At 68.1% G+C, this 16620-nt stretch carries 11 protein-coding genes; 3 read left to right on the top strand and 8 right to left on the bottom strand.

The genetic code is table 11. From position 1 onward, the window contains the following. Nucleotides 1-8 precede the first annotated feature (8 nt). From PV761_RS05600 to PV761_RS05585, 4 genes are read right to left on the bottom strand one after another with little or no spacing between them, the layout of a single operon-like run. Nucleotides 9-731 (bottom strand): thymidine kinase, encoded by a 723-nt coding sequence (locus PV761_RS05600; RefSeq protein ID WP_028270831.1) that lies wholly within the window; start codon nucleotides 729-731, stop codon nucleotides 9-11. Next, the gene (locus tag PV761_RS05595) at nucleotides 724-1962 is read right to left on the bottom strand and encodes a nucleotide pyrophosphatase/phosphodiesterase family protein (protein ID WP_347895032.1); all 1239 of its coding nucleotides are present in this window, start codon (nucleotides 1960-1962) and stop codon (nucleotides 724-726) included. Before PV761_RS05595 ends, PV761_RS05600 begins: the two co-directional genes overlap by 8 nt. Nucleotide 1963: 1 nt before the next feature. Then, entirely contained in the window at nucleotides 1964-2704 is a 741-nt protein-coding gene (locus PV761_RS05590) for a DUF5998 family protein (RefSeq protein WP_347895030.1), read from the bottom strand. 54 nt (nucleotides 2705-2758) lie between these two features. After that, nucleotides 2759-5476, bottom strand: coding sequence for a GNAT family N-acetyltransferase (locus PV761_RS05585; protein ID WP_347895028.1), 2718 nt, complete (start codon nucleotides 5474-5476; stop codon nucleotides 2759-2761). Nucleotides 5477-5529: 53 nt separating this feature from the next. Here PV761_RS05585 and PV761_RS05580 point away from each other — a divergent pair, with 53 nt between their 5' ends. Beyond that, on the top strand, nucleotides 5530-8028 hold the full coding sequence (locus tag PV761_RS05580) for a DNA topoisomerase IV subunit A (protein WP_347895026.1): 2499 nt from the start codon (nucleotides 5530-5532) through the stop codon (nucleotides 8026-8028). Nucleotides 8029-8037: 9 nt separating this feature from the next. Beyond that, the gene (locus PV761_RS05575; protein ID WP_028270836.1) at nucleotides 8038-8556 is read left to right on the top strand and encodes a DinB family protein; all 519 of its coding nucleotides are present in this window, start codon (nucleotides 8038-8040) and stop codon (nucleotides 8554-8556) included. 21 nt (nucleotides 8557-8577) lie between these two features. On the opposite strand, the gene PV761_RS05570 is transcribed toward PV761_RS05575, so the two are convergent. The 4 genes from PV761_RS05570 to PV761_RS05555 are packed head-to-tail and all read right to left on the bottom strand — an operon-like array spanning nucleotide 8578 to nucleotide 15955. Next, nucleotides 8578-9657, bottom strand: coding sequence for a GNAT family N-acetyltransferase (locus tag PV761_RS05570; RefSeq protein ID WP_347895023.1), 1080 nt, complete (start codon nucleotides 9655-9657; stop codon nucleotides 8578-8580). Nucleotides 9658-9666: 9 nt separating this feature from the next. Then, the gene (cydD, locus tag PV761_RS05565; RefSeq protein WP_347895021.1) at nucleotides 9667-13287 is read right to left on the bottom strand and encodes a thiol reductant ABC exporter subunit CydD; all 3621 of its coding nucleotides are present in this window, start codon (nucleotides 13285-13287) and stop codon (nucleotides 9667-9669) included. A gap of 6 nt (nucleotides 13288-13293) precedes the next feature. Further along, on the bottom strand, nucleotides 13294-14343 hold the full coding sequence (gene cydB / locus PV761_RS05560) for a cytochrome d ubiquinol oxidase subunit II (RefSeq protein WP_347895019.1): 1050 nt from the start codon (nucleotides 14341-14343) through the stop codon (nucleotides 13294-13296). Nucleotides 14344-14362: 19 nt separating this feature from the next. Next, on the bottom strand, nucleotides 14363-15955 hold the full coding sequence (locus PV761_RS05555; protein WP_347895017.1) for a cytochrome ubiquinol oxidase subunit I: 1593 nt from the start codon (nucleotides 15953-15955) through the stop codon (nucleotides 14363-14365). A 273-nt stretch (nucleotides 15956-16228) separates the two neighbouring features. On the opposite strand from PV761_RS05555, the gene PV761_RS05550 reads away from it, so the two are divergent. After that, nucleotides 16229-16615 carry a BlaI/MecI/CopY family transcriptional regulator gene (locus tag PV761_RS05550; RefSeq protein WP_028270841.1) on the top strand — a complete coding sequence of 129 codons (387 nt, stop codon included), beginning with the start codon at nucleotides 16229-16231 and terminating at the stop codon, nucleotides 16613-16615. Nucleotides 16616-16620: the final 5 nt, after the last annotated feature.

The raw sequence follows: 16620 nt of genomic DNA, 5'->3' as shown, positions 1-16620 counted from the left end.
GTAGCGTGTCAGCCGGGCCGGGTTTCTCCGGCACCGTGCCACAGGCAGGCGTCCACCTCGAACGGGAGCAGCTGGTCCTGCTGGGCCATGACGTTGGCGCCGTGGGCGGTGACCCGCCGCATGAAGTGCCGCCGGCACAACGTCTCGTAGCCCACCACGGGGGCGTGGTCCGCCGCGCCGGTGGAGGCCTGGTCGCCGGCCATGTCGACGTCGCCCACCACCACCTGCGCACCTTCGGTGACCATCACGCCGTCGACCGTGCGGGCATTGTGGGTGGCCCGGCGTCCGCACCAGCACAGCGCCTCCACCTGCAGGACCTGGACACGGTCCGCCAGCTCGATGAGCCGCTGCGACCCCGGGAAGAGGCGGGTGCGGAAGTCGGCGCTGATCCCGAAAGCAAACACGTCGACGTCGATCTCGTCCACAATCCGGGCGAGCTGTTCCACCTGCAGCGGTGAGTAGAACTGGGCTTCGTCACAGATCAGGTAGTCCACCCGGAGGCCGCGGGTGCGGCGTTGGATGACCTCGTCCCAGAAGTCCGTGGAGTCCAGGACTTCCACGCAGTCCGTTTCGAGCCCGAGCCGGCTGGAGATCCTTGCACCGCCGGCACGGTCGTTGCGGCTGAACCGGACGCCGCCGCGGCCGCGGGCCCGGTGGTTGTGGTCCATCTGCAGGGCCAGAGTGGATTTTCCGCAGTCCATCGTTCCTGAGAAGAAGACGAGTTCAGCCACGCGCTCCCTTTCTGCCTTGGGCCTGGAAATACAACAGCGGAACCTCCCGCTCGGCCTTGGTCAGCGACCCGTGCTGCCCGACGACCTCCAGGGCGGTGGAGCGGACGCGGCGCGTGTCGTAGAGCGCGAGGGCGTCCCGGGCGGCGATCATGACGTCGCCGATGCGCGCACTGACCTCGGGCCGGACGTCGCCGAAGAGTCCGGCGGACACGGCCTCGTCGCGGGTGAACGCCCAGATCCTGTCACCAAACCGCTCCCGCCACGACTCGATCAGCCGTGCCCGGTCCTGTTCACCGGCGTCGGGCTCCAAGTACAGGTGGACCATGCGCGGCTCCCCCGCTGTGTGCCGCACACCGGCAATGAGGGCCGGTTCCGCGGAGTAGTCGAACCGCTGCGACTCCGGGACGTCGAGCATGCCGTGATCCGCCGTCAACAGGACGGTGGTCCCCGGCGGAAGCGTGGCATTGAGCCGGCGAACCGTTGCGTCGAGTTCTTCCAACTGGTGTTCCCACTGGGCGGACTGGCAGCCGTAGCGGTGCCCGGCTTTGTCCAGGTCGTTGACGTAGAAGTACATCAGGGAGCTTTCGGCGTGCAGCATGGCTTCCGCCGCGGCAGCAGTCCTGGCATGCGGAGTACCGGCGGCGATGAACCGGCCGCCGCGAAGGGCGGCCTGGGTCATGGGCGAGGCGCCGAACTGCGGAAGGCTGATGGTGGTGACGTCGGTGTGGGCGGCGGCGCGCTCGAACACCGTGGGAAACGGCTGCCACTCGAGCGGGTCCACGCCGGCATCCCAGTTGCCCAGCATGTTGACCACCTTGTCCTGTCCGGGATCGAGGACGTCATAGCCCACCATTCCGTGCTGGCCGGCCGGGAGCCCTGTTCCGAAGCTGGCGAGGGAGGATGCAGTGGTTGAGGGGAAAGCGGAGTCCAGCGCTACCGGAACCGCCCCCTGCCCCTGCTGCATCACGGACCGGAGGAAGGGCGTGTGCGCCGACTTTTGTTTGAGCAGGCCGCGGCCCAGGCCGTCGGCGAGGACAACGCACACCCGCTTGGCGGCGGGCAGGTTCAGCCGGTTCTCGAAGCCCTCAATCCCCAGGCTCGCTGCCGCGCTGGTCAGTACTTCGGCGATGGAACGTTGGCCGAAGGCAGGCGCCGGGGGCATCGGTGAAGGAACGGGGGCACCCTCGGCGATGGCGAGGGCTGACGGCTCAGCATTGTTTCCGGGAATCATCTCAGCGCTGGTGCCCGCGGCTGAGGCGGTTTCCAAAAACGCCGGTGCGCGGACGTGGCGCGGCCACCGGACCGCTGTGCGGCAGGGGCGCCGAACCGGTGTTGACGGCGCGCAGCGCGCGGGCGAACAGCTTGGCGTCCTGGACGGCCTGCAGGCCGTCGGCTTCGGCGCTGATGCGCAGCACAATGTCCTCCTGGGCGATGGTGCCGCTGTAGCCGTGGTCCGCTTCGCACTGGGGATCCCCGCAGCTGGCCGGCCCCATGTCCAGGCGCTGGCCGCCGGACCAGGCGATGGAAAGGGTGAGTTCCCGCACGGGATCGGAGGGCTTGTAGTTCTGCGGCTGGGCGTACATGTAGCTCAGCACCACGGAACGGATCTGCGCCACGGGCACTGACTCGGTGGAAATCTGGGCGACAATCTGTTCGCCGGCCTCGTCGAGCTGCTGGTCGTCAACGTGGGCGATGACCAGCATGTCGTCCGTCAGCACCAGCACAGTGATGTGGCGGCGCACCTCCGCGCGGTCGAAATGCGTTTCAAGATGCACAAGGTGCGCCATGCAGTCGCGCCCGTCCAGGGCGTCATCAACGACGTCGGCCACCAGCCGGGGGTAGAAGCCTGCCTGCTGGAGCGCTCCTTCCAGGCTCTGGCCCTGGACGCCGTGGTCATGTGCGCTATGCCCGTGCGAGGCCTGGTGACCGGGGCGGGGTGCGTGCGGCTTCGACGTGGGAGGCTGGGGGCTCATTACTCCATTTTCACAGATCGACTGGGCACTTGCTAACTGTGCGCCCGCGGCGGGCTAGCTGCGCATCGCCCGGCGGGCGCTGTCTGTCCGCTGGGCGGCGTTCGCGATCCGGACATCAGCGGCCAGGATCGATACGCCGCGAAGCCCGGCCAGGACAGGGTTGAACTCGACCAGCGCTATTTCGGGATGGTTGTCCTTGAGCCGGGTCAACCGCGCGGCAAGGTCCTCCAGCGCGGCCACATCCACCGCGGGAAGGCCCTGGTAGCCGAACAGTTTCCTGGCCGCGCGCGGCGCACGGATGAAGTCGTGGACATCGGCGCCGGACAGCGGCGGAACCCGGTGGGCCCAGTCCTCCAGCAAATTCACCGCGTCCCCGGCCAGTCCGAAGGAAACCACCGGGCCCAGCAACGGATCCTCAATGGCCCGGAACGTGCACGCCTGGCCCACCGGAGCCATCATCTGTACTTCCATGGACGGCGAGCCGTAGGGCGCCAGGGCGCGGTGCATCTCGACGATGTTGCGCCGCAACGATTCGGCGTCCTGGATGTCCAGCCGCACACCGCCAAGGTCCAGCCGGTGGCGCAGGGTCGGATCGGTGGTCTTCAGCACCACGGGCCAGCCAAGCCGCTCAGCGGCTGCAACAGCTTGGTCGGGTGTCTCGAAGCCCACGGAGGGCACCACGTCGATGCCATAGTGGGCCAGCAGCGTTGCCGCCTTGGCCGGGGCGAGCTGCACCAGTTGTTCGCCGGGGACGTCATGGAGCAGGTCCTCCAGCTCGGCCCGGACGCTTTCGGGGTCGCATCCCTCCGGCTCCGCGAAGAGGCCCTGGTCGCGTTCCACCCACTCGGCGTATTTGACCACGGCGGCGAGCGCTGCGACGGCGGCGCCGGGGTTGGAGTAGCACGGTACGGATTCGGCGCCCACGGCGTGGACAGGTCCAGCCCCCGCCGGGTCCGCGCCCACCATGCCCTCAACATAGACGGACGGGTCCAGGATTCCGGTGAAGGCGGCAACCACCGGCTTTCCGGCCGCGGCGGAGCATTCCGCGAGGACGCCGGCAATTTTCTCCACAGTGAGGCCCCGTGCCGGCAGCAGCGCCACTACGACGGCGTGGATGGAGTCCGAGGCAAGGATCCCGGCCAGGCTCTCCCGGAGGGCCGGCAGCGCCAGGGACATGCCCGCGTCGAGGTCCACGTCGGTGACGATCCGTTCAACGCCGAGCCCGTTGGCGGCGGCACTGTCCGCGACCACTTTGCCGAGGGCCCGGGAGTTGCTGAACACGGCGATGTCCGCCCCGGCCGGCAGCGGCTGGCCGGCGACGATCTGGGCCACGTCCATCAGCTGCTCGATCGTTTCCACCCTGATCACGCCGGACTGGCGCATCATCGCGTCCAGGGCGCCGGCAGGCGCCTGCGTGGTCCGTACCGCATGCCCCGGAGGCAACTGCAGGCCCATCGAGTCCGATTTCGCCACGATGACGGGCTTCGTGCGGGCAAGGCGGCGGGCGAGCCGGGAAAACTTGCGCGGATTGCCGATGGATTCGAGGTACAGCCCCACCGCGGCGGTGTCGGCGTCGTCTTCCCAGAACTGCATCATGTCGTTGCCCGAGACGTCCGCCCGGTTGCCGGCGGACAGGAACGTGGAAAGGCCCAGGCGGCGCCGGCTGGAGGCGGCGTACAACGCCACGCCGATGGCGGCGGACTGGCTGAAGAGTCCCAGGCCGCCCCGGCGCGGCAGGCTTGGCGCCATGGAGGCGTTCAGGGACACGGCCGGGTTGGTGTTGACGATGCCCAGGGATGCGGGGCCGATCACCCGCATCCCGTTGGAGCGGGCCTGGCGGACCAGCTCCCGCTGCCGGGCAAGCCCGCGCTCACCGTCGTCGGCGTACCCGGCCGTCGCCACCACAACGCCTTTGACGCCCGCGGCCGCGCAGTCCGCCACCACTTTGGGGACTTCCTCATAGGGGACGGCGATGATGGCCAGCCGGACCGGGTCCGGTACCTCGGAGAGCCTTGCGAAGGACAGCATCCCGGCAAGTTCGAGCGCCTCGGGGTTGATGGCATAGACCGGCCCGGTGAAGCCGCCTTCGATGATGTGTTCGAGCAGCTGGTAGCCGATGGTGCCCCACTTGCGGCTGGCCCCAATCACCGCGACCGACGACGGCGCCAGCAGCTCCTGGATGCTGCGCGCCTCCGCGCGGTGCTCACGTGACTCCATCACGGCCCGGGATTTTTCCGTGGGGTCGATGTTGAACTCGAGGCTCACCACGCCGTCGTCGAAATGCCTCTTGACGTCGTAACCGGCGTCGGAGAAGACCATCAGCATTTTGCGGTTTTCCGGCAGCACTTCGGCGCTGAATTTGCGGATGCCGTTTTCGCGTGCGGCGGCGGCCAGGTGTTCCAGCAGGATGGATCCGATGCCGCGGCCCTGGTGGGCGTCGGCTATATTGAAGGCAACCTCGGCTTCTTCGGGATCGGTCAGCCGGTCGTAGCGGCCGATGCCCAGGATTTCACCGCCAATGGTGATCACCAGCGCCACCCGGTCCTTGTAGTCCACCTCCGTGAAGCGCTTCAGCTCCTTGCTGGAGAGCCTCGCCTTGAAGGCGAAGAACCGCATGTAGATGGACTTCTGCGACTGGCCGGTATGGAAAGCCTGCACGGCGTCGGCATCTGAGGGGTGGATCGGGCGCAGATGAGCCGTCCCTCCGTCCCGCAGAACGACATCGGCTTCCCAATATTCCGGATATACGCCGTCCCCGGGCTGATCCACCATAGGGTTAGCCTAGCTAAAACTCGCCAGTAAACCGTTAAGGATCCACCAGCCCCATGGCCCGCCGCCAAAGTTCCGCCCCGGCAGGGGACGCCGTCCAGGACTACACCGAGAACATCGTTGACATCGACGTCACGTCGGAAATGGAAGGCTCGTTCCTCGAGTACGCCTATTCGGTCATCTATTCACGGGCCCTCCCGGATGCCCGTGACGGCCTGAAACCGGTGCAGCGGCGCATCCTCTACATGATGAGCGAAATGGGCCTGCGCCCTGACCGCGGCCACGTCAAGAGCGCCCGCGTGGTGGGCGAGGTCATGGGCAAGCTGCACCCGCACGGCGACACCGCGATCTACGACGCCATGGTCCGCATGGCGCAGGACTTTTCGCTGCGGCTGCCGCTGATCGACGGCCACGGCAACTTCGGCTCGCTCGACGACGGCCCGGCAGCCCCGCGGTACACCGAGGCCCGCCTCGCGGCGGCTGCGCTCACCCTCACCGACCACCTCGACGAAGACGTGGTGGATTTCGTCCCCAACTACGACAACCAGCTGACCCAGCCGGATGTCCTGCCGGCGGCATTCCCCAACCTGCTGGTCAACGGCGCCACGGGCATCGCCGTGGGCATGGCCACGAACATGGCCCCGCACAACCTCGTGGAGGTCATCTCCGCAGCCCGGCACCTGATCGCGAACCCCGAGGCCACCCTGGAGGACCTCATGCGGTTCGTGCCCGGCCCGGACCTGCCCACGGGCGGCCGGATCGTTGGCCTGGACGGCATCCGCGACGCCTATGCCACGGGCCGCGGCTCGTTCAAGACCCGGGCGAAGGTGGAGATCGAGCAGCTGTCCGCCCGCCGCACCGGCCTGGTGGTCACCGAACTTCCCTACATGGTGGGCCCGGAGAAGGTGATCGAGAAGATCAAGGACGCCGTCAACGGCAAGAAGCTGACCGGCATCAGCGACATCGTGGACCTGACCGACCGCAAGCACGGGCTGCGGCTGGTGATCGAGCTGAAGAACGGCTTCAACCCCAACGCAGTGCTCCAGCAGCTGTACCGTTTCTCGCCGATGGAGGATTCCTTCGGCATCAACAACGTGACGCTGGTGGACGGCCAGCCGCAGACGCTCGGCCTGGTGCAGCTGCTCTCCGTCTACGTGGACCACCGCATCAACGTGGTGCGGCGCCGCACGGCGTTCCGGCTGGCAAAGAAAAAGGATCGGCTCCACCTGGTGGAGGGCCTCCTGATCGCCATCGTGGACATCGACGAGGTCATCCAGATCATCCGGTCCTCCGACGAGGTTGCCGCCGCCCGTGAACGCCTCATGTCCATCTACGACCTCACCGAAATCCAGGCGAACTACATCCTGGAGCTCCGGCTCCGGCAGCTCACCAAGTACTCCCGGATTGAGCTCGAAAAAGAGCAGGACCAGCTCAAACGTGAGATCGCGGAGCTCGAGGCCATCCTGGGCTCGGACCAGCGCCTGCGTGAACTGGTCTCCGACGAACTGGGTGACATCGCGGAAAAGTACGGCACTCCCCGCCGGACGGTGCTGCTTGAATCCGAGGCGGTCTCCCCCACCGTTGCCGCGCTGGCCGCTGCGCCCGGCGGCAAGGGCAAGGCGGCCCCGCTCGCCCTGGAAATAGCCGACGATCCCTGCTGGGCCATCCTGAGCGCCAGCGGGCAGATCGCCCGGACCTCAAACCAGGAACCGCTGGCCGAGTCCGGTCCGCGGTCACGGCACGACGTCTTCCGGTCCGTGGTGAAGACCTCCGCGCGCGGCGAGATCGCGGCAGTCACCTCCCAGGGCAGGATGCTGCGCCTGCAGGTCATGGACATGCCCGTGTTGCCGCCGATGTCCGGGCTTCCCAACCTGGCCGGCGGCGTGCCTGCCAAGGACTTCATCACGCTGCTGAAGGGCGAGACGCTCGTCGCTTTCGCCCCGCTGGATAAAGTCCTGGCGATCGGGACGGCGCAGGGCATCGTCAAACGCGTGCAGCCCGACTACCCCCTCAACCGCGAGGACTGGGAAGTCATTGCCCTCAAGGACAAGGACACCGTGGTGGGCGTTGAGCCTGCCGGGGCGGACGACGTCGACCTCGTGTTCCTCACCAAGCAGGCGCAGCTGCTGCGCTTCTCCGCGGCCAATGTCCGGCCGCAGGGCCGCACCGCGGGCGGCATGGCGGGCATCAAACTGGGAGCCGGGGACGAAGTGCTGTTCTTCGGGACCGTTGCCCCCGGCGACGAGGAGGCCGTCGTCGTGACTGTTTCCGGGACCGACGGCGCCCTGCCGGGCACGGCTCCGGGAGCCGGAAAGGTGACGGCCTTCGCGGAGTACCCGGCCAAGGGCAGGGCCACTGCGGGAGTGCGGGCACACCGGTTCCTGAAGGGCGAAGATACCCTGCTCATTGCATGGGCCGGACACGGTCCGGCCAAGGCGTCCTCGCTGGCAGGGGTGGCGCGGTCGCTACCGCAGGAGCATGGCCGACGGGACGGTTCCGGCATCCCGCTGTCGCAGGCCGTGGACGCCATTGGGCCCAGCATGACCTGGGCCTAGACTACTGGCATGCCTATCATCCCCGATGAAAAAGACTGGACCTGGGTGCTGACCAGGGTATGCCCGGACTGCGGATTCGACGCCTCAACGGTCACTCCGGCCACGGTTCCCGGCAGCGTCACGAACATGCTGCCGCGCTGGCGGGCGGCACTGCGCCGGCCCGATGTCGCTGAACGACCGGACGAGGCCACCTGGTCCGTGCTGGAGTACGCATCGCATGTCCGGGACGTCTTCAGCCTCTTCGACCGCCGGCTTAACCTGATGCTGACTTCCGATGATGCCCGGTTCGAGAACTGGGACCAGGACAAGACCGCCGTGGAGCAGGATTACGCCAATGCCGACCCCGCCATCGTCAGTGCGGAACTGACCGCCGAGGGCGAGCAGATCGCGGCATCGTTCGCCGGCGTGCACGAGGACGAGTGGGGCCGGAAAGGCCTCCGGAGCAACGGTTCGGAGTTCACGGTGATGACCCTCGCGCAGTACTTCCTGCACGACGTCGTCCATCACCTGCACGACGTCGACGCCTAGGCGCGCTGAGCCAGGCGGGTTTCAGGTGGGCGGCGCGAGTTCCTTGTCCCACGCCAGGCTCCGGTTGACGGCGGCGTACCCCATCTTTTCGTAGAGGGCGAGCGCGCCGGTGGGGTTCTCTGAATCGACGTCGAGGGAGGCGCGGTCCATCCCCGCCGCCGCAAAGCGCCGCATCGCATCGGCCAGCAAGGCCCGGGCGACCCCTCGTCCGCGGTACTCGCGGCGGACGCCCAGCAGTTCCGTATACCCCTCGCTGTACCCCCGGGATACCGCACTGTCCGGGTCGTGGCTGGCCAGCTGGTAGCCTGCCACGATTCCGGAGCTGCGGTCCAGGACCACTGCGCTCAGGTCCGGCCTGGCCTGCGGATCGTTGACGGTGAAGCCCCAGGATTCCTCATCCCGGGGCTCGCTTCCCCAATGGTCACGGAAGGCTGCGTTGTGGGCCAGCCGGACCTCCTCAGTCAGCTCCGGCCGCATGGTGGCCAGCTCCAGCCCGTCATCGAGCCGCACTTCGGGAAGCGGAACGCCGTCCAGGCGCCGGTGCATCTCGTTGAAATAGCGCACCACGCGGAATCCGTTCCGGCGGAGCAGCCGCTGCTGGTGCTCGTGCTGCTGCTCCATGTGGACGCGCAGCCGCGGCACCGGGCCGCTGCCTTCCGTGCCGCTGCCTTTTGTGCCGCTGCCTTCCGGGCCGCCGTCGTCCGCCCCAGGGTCTTCCGCGAAGCGCTCGAGGGTCCGCTCGCTGAGCCATCCCAGCAGCGCCGTGCCGATCCCCCTGCGCTGCCAGGCCGGGTCGACGCAGCCGAAACCGTAGGCCTTGTCGCCGTCCGGGTTTTTCGTGATGCGCGCATAGGCCCGGGGAATGGACCCGCCGTCCAGCACCAGCAGGGTGTTGGCGGCCGGATGGTTCTTCGTCGACTGCAGGACCTGTTCAAGGTCGGCGGCCCGTTCAAACCACACCGGCCGTTCCGCCTCGGCCGTCCGGGCAATCAGGGCAGCCCACGCCGCAATGTCCGGTTCGTCGGCCGGACGCCAGGCCAGTCCCTCACCGGCCAGTGCGTCCCGCCAGGATCCGGGCATCGGAGCATCGTTGATCAGCATGCCAACAGGCTAACTGCCGGCCCCGCCCCGCGCCAGAACATGCCCAACGCCGGCCCGCGCCCCTGCGTCGAGGTCCAGCCTGCGGTCTGCCGGGTCGATGTCGTCGGGATTGTGGGTCACCAGGACCACGGTCCGCCCGGCGAGACCCCGCCGAAGGTCAGCAAGCATTTCCCGGCCGGCTTCGGCGTCCAGGTGCGCGGTGGGTTCGTCCAGCAGGATCACGTCCGCCCCGGTCATGAGGGTGCGGGCAACCGCGAGCCGCTGGCGTTCCCCGCCGCTGAGGAAGGCGCCGCCTGGTCCGATCCGGGTGTCGGCGCCGTCCTCCAGCCGGCGCAGCAGCGGCTCCAGCCCCACGGCTGCCAGGGCCTCAGCGATTTCCTGACCGGCGTCGCCGTCTTTGCCTTCCGGCCGGCCGAGCAGGAGGTTGCCGCGGATGGTGGAGTCGAAAAGATGCGCTTCCTGCGGACACCAGGCGGCGCGTCCGGTGACGGCGATGCGGCCGGAGCGTGGCGGCAGGAACCCGAGCAGGACGGCCAGCAGGGTTGACTTTCCGGAGCCCGAAGTTCCGGTCACGGCGAGCCAGCGGCCGGGTTCCGCCGTCGCGGAAACAGCGCTGAAGACTTCCGGGCCCGCGGGCCAGGCGGCGGAGAGCGACTCAAGCTCGATGCCGGGCAGCGCGCCGGGGCGTTGGGCAACAGGTTCCAGTCCGGGTGTCCCGCCGTTCCGTCCAGCGGCTTCCGCAGCGGGTGTGACTCCGGCAGGAACGTTTGCGTCAACTGCTTCGGAGGCCTCCAGAACGCCGGCCTCGCTGATCCGGTCCAGGACCAGGCGGAGCGCCGGGTACTGGCGTACCGCCGTCGTGATGGCGGCGTACGGATCCACCAGCGCCAGTTGCAGCAGGACTACGACGGCGGCCGTGGCCGGGGCAACGGATCCGCCCGTCACCTCGGGGCCGGCCAGCACGGCAGTGGCCAGGGCGGCGGTACCGCAGGCCAGGACGGTGAGCGCCTGGCCCAGCCCTTCGGCCCACGCGGACCGCTGCGAGGCGGCTGTTGCTTCCTTATCGGCAACGCCGATGGCGGACAGGACAGGTGCGGCAACACCGTTGGCGTGCAGTTCAGCCCGCGCGTCCAGCGCCGCGGCGATGTCCCGCAGGACCCCTGAGCGGAGCCGCTGCTCGGCCTGTGCGGACATCCTGTCTGCCAGGAGTGCCGCGGCCGGCGCGGCGACCAGGGAAACCACGGCAGCTGAGATGACCGCGGGCAGCGCCGCGGGCAGCAGGAGGGCTGTGGCCGCGACGGCGGATGCGCCTACGGCCACGGCGGTCACGGGCGGCAGGACCACCCGGGGCAGCAGGTCCCGGACCGTGTCGACGTCGTCAATCACCGTTCCCAGGACATTTCCGCCCTGCAGCAGCCGCCGCAGGGACAGGGCACGCCGGCTCAGGGAATCCCAGAGCCGGCCGCGCAGCCTGGTGAGCGAGGCGAAGACTGCATCATGCAGCAGGAGCCGTTCGGTGTAGCGCAGGACGGCCCTGCCGATGCCGAAGAACCGCACGCCCACGATGGCGGTCAGGAGGTAGAGGATGGGCGGCTGCTCGCTGGCACGGATGATGAGCCAGCCGGACAATCCTGCGAGGGCGACGGCGAACAGGGCCGCCAGCACCCCCACGACGCCGGCCGCGCCGAACTTGAGGGACTCCGGCCGCAGGAGCCTGAAGATCCGGGCGGGAGTGTTGTGCGTCCGGCCCCCCGCGGGACCCTCGGCCCGGCCTCGGGTACCCGCTGCGGCAGGCCGCCCGGCCGCCCGCGCGGTCGCCCGCGTCGCCGCCTGCGTGGTCGCCCGCGTCGCCGCCTGTGCCGCATCCAGTCCCGCGTCCGGGGCCGGAAGAACCGTGGAAAGCCGTGACGGGGCGGCGTCTGCGGCCGGCCGTCGCAGTGCGGAACCGGCCGTGACAGGCACTACGTGGTCCGCCAGTTCCCTGGTGAGGCGGTCGTGGGCCACGAGCAGCACGGTAGCCCGGCCGCGAAGCTTCAGGATGGAGCCGTTGACCACGTTGGCGGATTCGCGGTCCAGATGCGCGGTGGGCTCATCCAGCAGCAGCAGGGTGGCACCGGCCTCGATCCGGGCCAGGCCGCGCGCCAGGGCAACCCTGCGTAGCTCCCCCGGGCTGAGCTCGGCGGGGTGCTTCGCAGCCAGGTGCCCGGCTCCCGCCGCCTCAAGGCAGGCCCTGGCCTTCTCGGTGGCGGCAGCGGCGGAGCCCGTGCCGGCAGCGCCGCCCGCCAGGTAGAGCGTCACCTCGGCCAGCACGCTGGCCTCCACCATGACGGGATGCTGCGGCACCCAGGCGACGTCCGCCGGCGAGAACCCGGAGATCCGGCCGTTCACCGCTGCACCGCCGCCGGTTCCGACGATTCCCGCCAGGACGCCCAGAATGGTGCTCTTGCCTGCCCCGCTGGCCCCATCGAGGGCGGTGATCAGCCCTGCGGGCGCGTCGAAGCTGAGCGGTCCGACGGCGGGTTCCAGCCGCCCGCCGTACGTGACCGTCAGGTTCCTGACGGTCACCGCCGGAAGTCCCGCACCGCCGTCGGACGCTCCGTTCCGGGGATGCAGGCGGCCCTGCGGCCGTGAGCCATTCAGCGGAAGAGAACCGTTGTGCGGCTGCGAGCCGTCATTCTGGGGCTGCAGCGGCCGGACCTCCGGCGCGTCCATGACCGCGGTGACCTCGGCCAGGGCGGCCCGTCCGTCGTCGCTTGAGTGGTGGGCGGTGCCCAGTTCCCGCAACGGCAGATAGCAGTCGGGGGCCAGGATCAGGGCCAGCAGCCCGGCTTCGAGTGCCATGTCGCCGTGGACCAGGCGCACGCCGATGAAGACGGCCACTACGGCCACCGAAATCGTGGCGATGAGCTCGAGGGCGAGCGCGGAAAGGAAGGCAGTCCGCAGGGTGTCCATCGTCCGGGAGCGGTACTGCTCCGAAATGTCCTCGAGTGCCTTCCGCTGGGCGCTGGCCCGGCCCAGGCCCACCAGCACGGGCAGCCCTTTGGCCAGTTCCAGCATGTGGCCCGACAGCCGGGCCAGGGCCGTTTGCGCGGCGCGGACCCGGTCTTCGGTGTACCGGCCGATCAGCACCATGAACACCGGCACGAGCGGTACGGTCAGGACGACCACCACTGCACTGACCCAATCGGCGAACAGGATCCGGACTCCCAGCAGGAGCGGGATGGCGGCGCAGTTGACGAGGGCGGGCAGGAACTGGGTGTAGTAGCTGTCCAGTGCGTCCAGGCCCCTGGTGGCGAGGATCGCCAAGCCGCCGTCGGAGGGGCCTGCCGCCCGTGTGCCGTTCCGCAGCGCGCGTTCGAGCAGTGCTGCGCGCAGTTCCTCCTTGACCCCGAGGGCCGCCCGGCGCGAGGCCACCCCTTGCGCCCACACCGTGAGGGACCGGAGGACCACACCGGCCAGACCCCAGCCCAGCTGGTCCGCCCACGCCGGGTTCTGGGACACCAGCCCGGCCAGGACCGATGCGACCGCCTGCGCCATCAGCACCAGGGACAATGCCTTGAGGGCGGCGAGGAAGCCCAGCCAATAAAGCGCGAGCCGGTTTGCGGGTCCGGCCGGGAACTGCGGTCTCATGGGGTCCTAGTCTTTGGGGGCCAGCGCCCTGGCGGCGATGGCGGGCAGGAAACTGTGGGCTTCCGGGATGTGGGCGGCACTGACCCGGCGGCGGAACACCCAGTAGGTCCAGGCCTGGTAAGCGAGCACCAGCGGCAGTCCCACGCCCGCCACGATGGTCATGAGCCCCAGGGTGTAGTCGGAGGATGAGGCATTGGAGATGGTCAGGTTAAAGTCCGGGTTGAGGGTGGAGGGAAGCACCACCGGGAAGGCTGCGCCGAAGATCGACGCGCTGCCCAGGAGCAGGAACACCCCGAGCGACAGGAACGCCTTCCCTTCGAGTCCGTTCCGGCCGAACTGCCAGGCGAACACCGCGGCCACCACAGCCGCGGCAACCGCGGCGATGGTCCAGGCTTCGCCGCTGAGCAGCTGCACGCTGATGGCCCAGCCTGCGATGGGGAGCAGGAGGACCGGCAGGAGCCGGACGAACCAGTTCCGGGCGCGGTGCCGGACATCGCCGTCGGTCTTCAGGGCGAGGAACGCCAGTGCGTGCAGCAGGGAGAAGCACACAACGGCGAGCCCGCCCAGCACGGCGTAGCCGCTGAACCAGGCGAACGGTCCGCCCTCACGGTCGCCGTTGGCGTTGAGCGGAAGCCCGGTGGTGGTCAGTGCCAGCGCCGCGCCGACGCCGAAGGCAGCCACGAGGGATCCGGCCGCGATGGCCCAGTCCCACACCGCGCGCCAGCGGTCCGTGTCCACCTTGCCGCGGTATTCGAAGGCCACGGCGCGGAAGATGAGTGCCACCAGGACCAGCAGCAGCGGAAGGTACAGTGCGGAGAACAGGGAAGCGTACCAGAGCGGGAAGGCGGCAAACGTCGCTCCGCCGGCGGTCAGCAGCCAGACCTCATTGCCGTCCCAGACCGGGCCGATCGTGTTGAGCAGGACACGGCGTTCGGTGTTGTTGCGGGCGAAGAGCTTCATCAGCATGCCGACGCCGAGGTCGAACCCTTCGAGAAAAAGGTATCCCGTCCACAACACCGCGATGGCGATGAACCAGATGGTGGGCAGCAGTTCCATGGTCGAATTTCCTCTGCGCTTAGTAGGCGAATGCCAGGACGTCGTCGGAGCCGCCGGGCTTGCCGGGGCCGGGTGCGGCGTCCTCGTTTTCACCGGCCGGTGCGTGGGCGAGTTCGGGCATTGCGGAAACCACGCCGCCGCGGATGTACTTCACCAGCAGCTTCACCTCCACCACCAGCAGCACGGCGTACACGGCGGTCAGCACCACCAGGGAGGTGAGAAGTTCTCCGGCGGAAACGCCGGGTGAGACCGCAGCGGCGGTGAACATAAACACCTGGTCGATCCCGCTGGGGTCCGGGTTGGGTGCCACCACGAACGGCTGGCGGCCCATCTCGGTGAAGATCCAGCCGGCGGCATTGGCGCCGAACGGCGCCATAATGCCGACGACGGCGAGCCGCATGAGTCCGCGGGAGGCCGGCACCGTGCCCTTGCGGGTGGCCCAGAGTGCCACGAGGGCGGCAAGGGCGGCGAGGCCACCGAAGCCGATCATCATCCGGAAGCCCCAGTAGGTCACCTCCATGACGGGAACGTACTCGATTTCCTGCCCCGCACGGTCACCGTAGATGGGGTTGTCCGCGAGGTGCGTTCCGTAGTCGGCCTTGTACTGTTCCAGCAGGCTGTTGACGCCCTTCACCTCCGTGGTGAAGTCGCCCTTGGCCAGGAAGGACAGGATTCCGGGAACTTCGATGACCGCCACGATCTCGTCGCAGTTCTGTGAGCCGATGTTGCCGACGCTGAGGACGGAGAAGCCCGTGCCGTCGTGGCAGGCAGCCTCGGCCGCTGCCATCTTCATGGGCTGCTGTTCGAACATGAGCTTGCCCTGGAGGTCGCCGGTAAGCGCGGTTCCGGCGAAGGAAATCATGGCCACTATTGCGCCGATCCTCAGCGAGGTGATCCAGACCTTGTAGTCGGCCTTGTCGCGGCCGGGGATGTCGGCTTCACCGGGGATGACCTTGCCGTCGGGGCCCACGGTGTCGATGCCGTCATGGCGGCGGCGCCACAGGTGGTACCAGGCGATGCCCAGCAGGAAGCCTCCGGCAACGGCCAGCGCGCCGAAGAGGGTGTGCGGGACTGCAACGAGGGCGGTGTTGTTGGTGAAGACGGCCCAGGCATCGGTCATGACCGGACGCCCGTTGATCATTTCCACACCGACGGGATGCTGCATCCAACTGTTCGCCACGATGATGAAGTACGCGGAGAACACCGAGCCGATCACGGCAATCCAGAGGCAGGCCAGGTGGACGCCCCTCTTGAGTTGCTTCCAGCCGAAGATCCAGAGCCCCAGGAAGGTGGACTCCACGAAGAAGGCGAGGAGTGCTTCAAGCGCCAGCGGCGCCCCGAAAACGTCGCCCACGAAGCGGCTGTACTCGCTCCAGGCCATGCCGAACTGGAACTCCTGCACGATACCGGTGGCGACGCCCATGATGAAGTTGATGAGGAACAGCTTCCCCCAGAACTTGGTCATGCGGAGGTATTCCGGTTTGCCGGTGCGGTACCAGACTGTCTGGATGACTGCCACCACGAGGCCCAGCCCGATGGTCAGCGGGACCATCATGAAGTGGTACACGGTGGTGATTCCGAATTGCCAGCGTGCGATTTCCAAAGCGTCCAAGGCAGTCCCTACTTTTGGCTAGGCTTTCATCAGTCCAAGTCTTCTACGCTGCGTAGAAGACTAACTTCTACAGAGTGTAGAACACTTTCGGCGAGCGCTGTAATCAACAGTTCCACCGGCCGGACCCACTGGCAAGGGCGCGACGCGCCGATTGTTCTACCTCACGTAGAAAGAAACTGCAAAAAGAGGTAAATTTAGAACCTAAGTATTCAACTACGCTCCGCGAAGGCCGCCACGGCTTCGCGGAGCGGAACTTTAAGAAGGATGTACGGAATGGCAAGTCTTGGTGAACTGGAACGGGCAGTGATGGATTTGCTCTGGGCAGGCCAGGAAGCGGCCACCGCCAACACCCTACGGGACCTGCTGGCGCAGAGCACCCAGGCCCAGGGCGGCACGGCCGGCCATGAGGGAAAGGATCTCGCCGTAACCACCGTCCTGACCGTGCTTTCACGCCTGGAGAAGAAGGGACTCGTTGAGCGCGAACGCGGCACCCGTCCGCACCGCTACCAGGCTGTTTCCAGCAGGGCGGACCACACGGCCGAACTCATGCACGAGGTCCTCGGTTCGGCGCCGGACCGCGAAGCCGTGCTTGCCCGCTTTATTGGCTCCGTCACCGAAAGTGAAGCCGAAACACTGCGCAAACTGCTTGGCCACAACTAACAGCG

Source organism: Arthrobacter sp. CC3 (assembly GCF_039907775.1).
In the GTDB taxonomy this organism is placed as follows: domain Bacteria; phylum Actinomycetota; class Actinomycetes; order Actinomycetales; family Micrococcaceae; genus Arthrobacter.
This window is presented reverse-complemented; position numbering and strand designations above follow the sequence as displayed.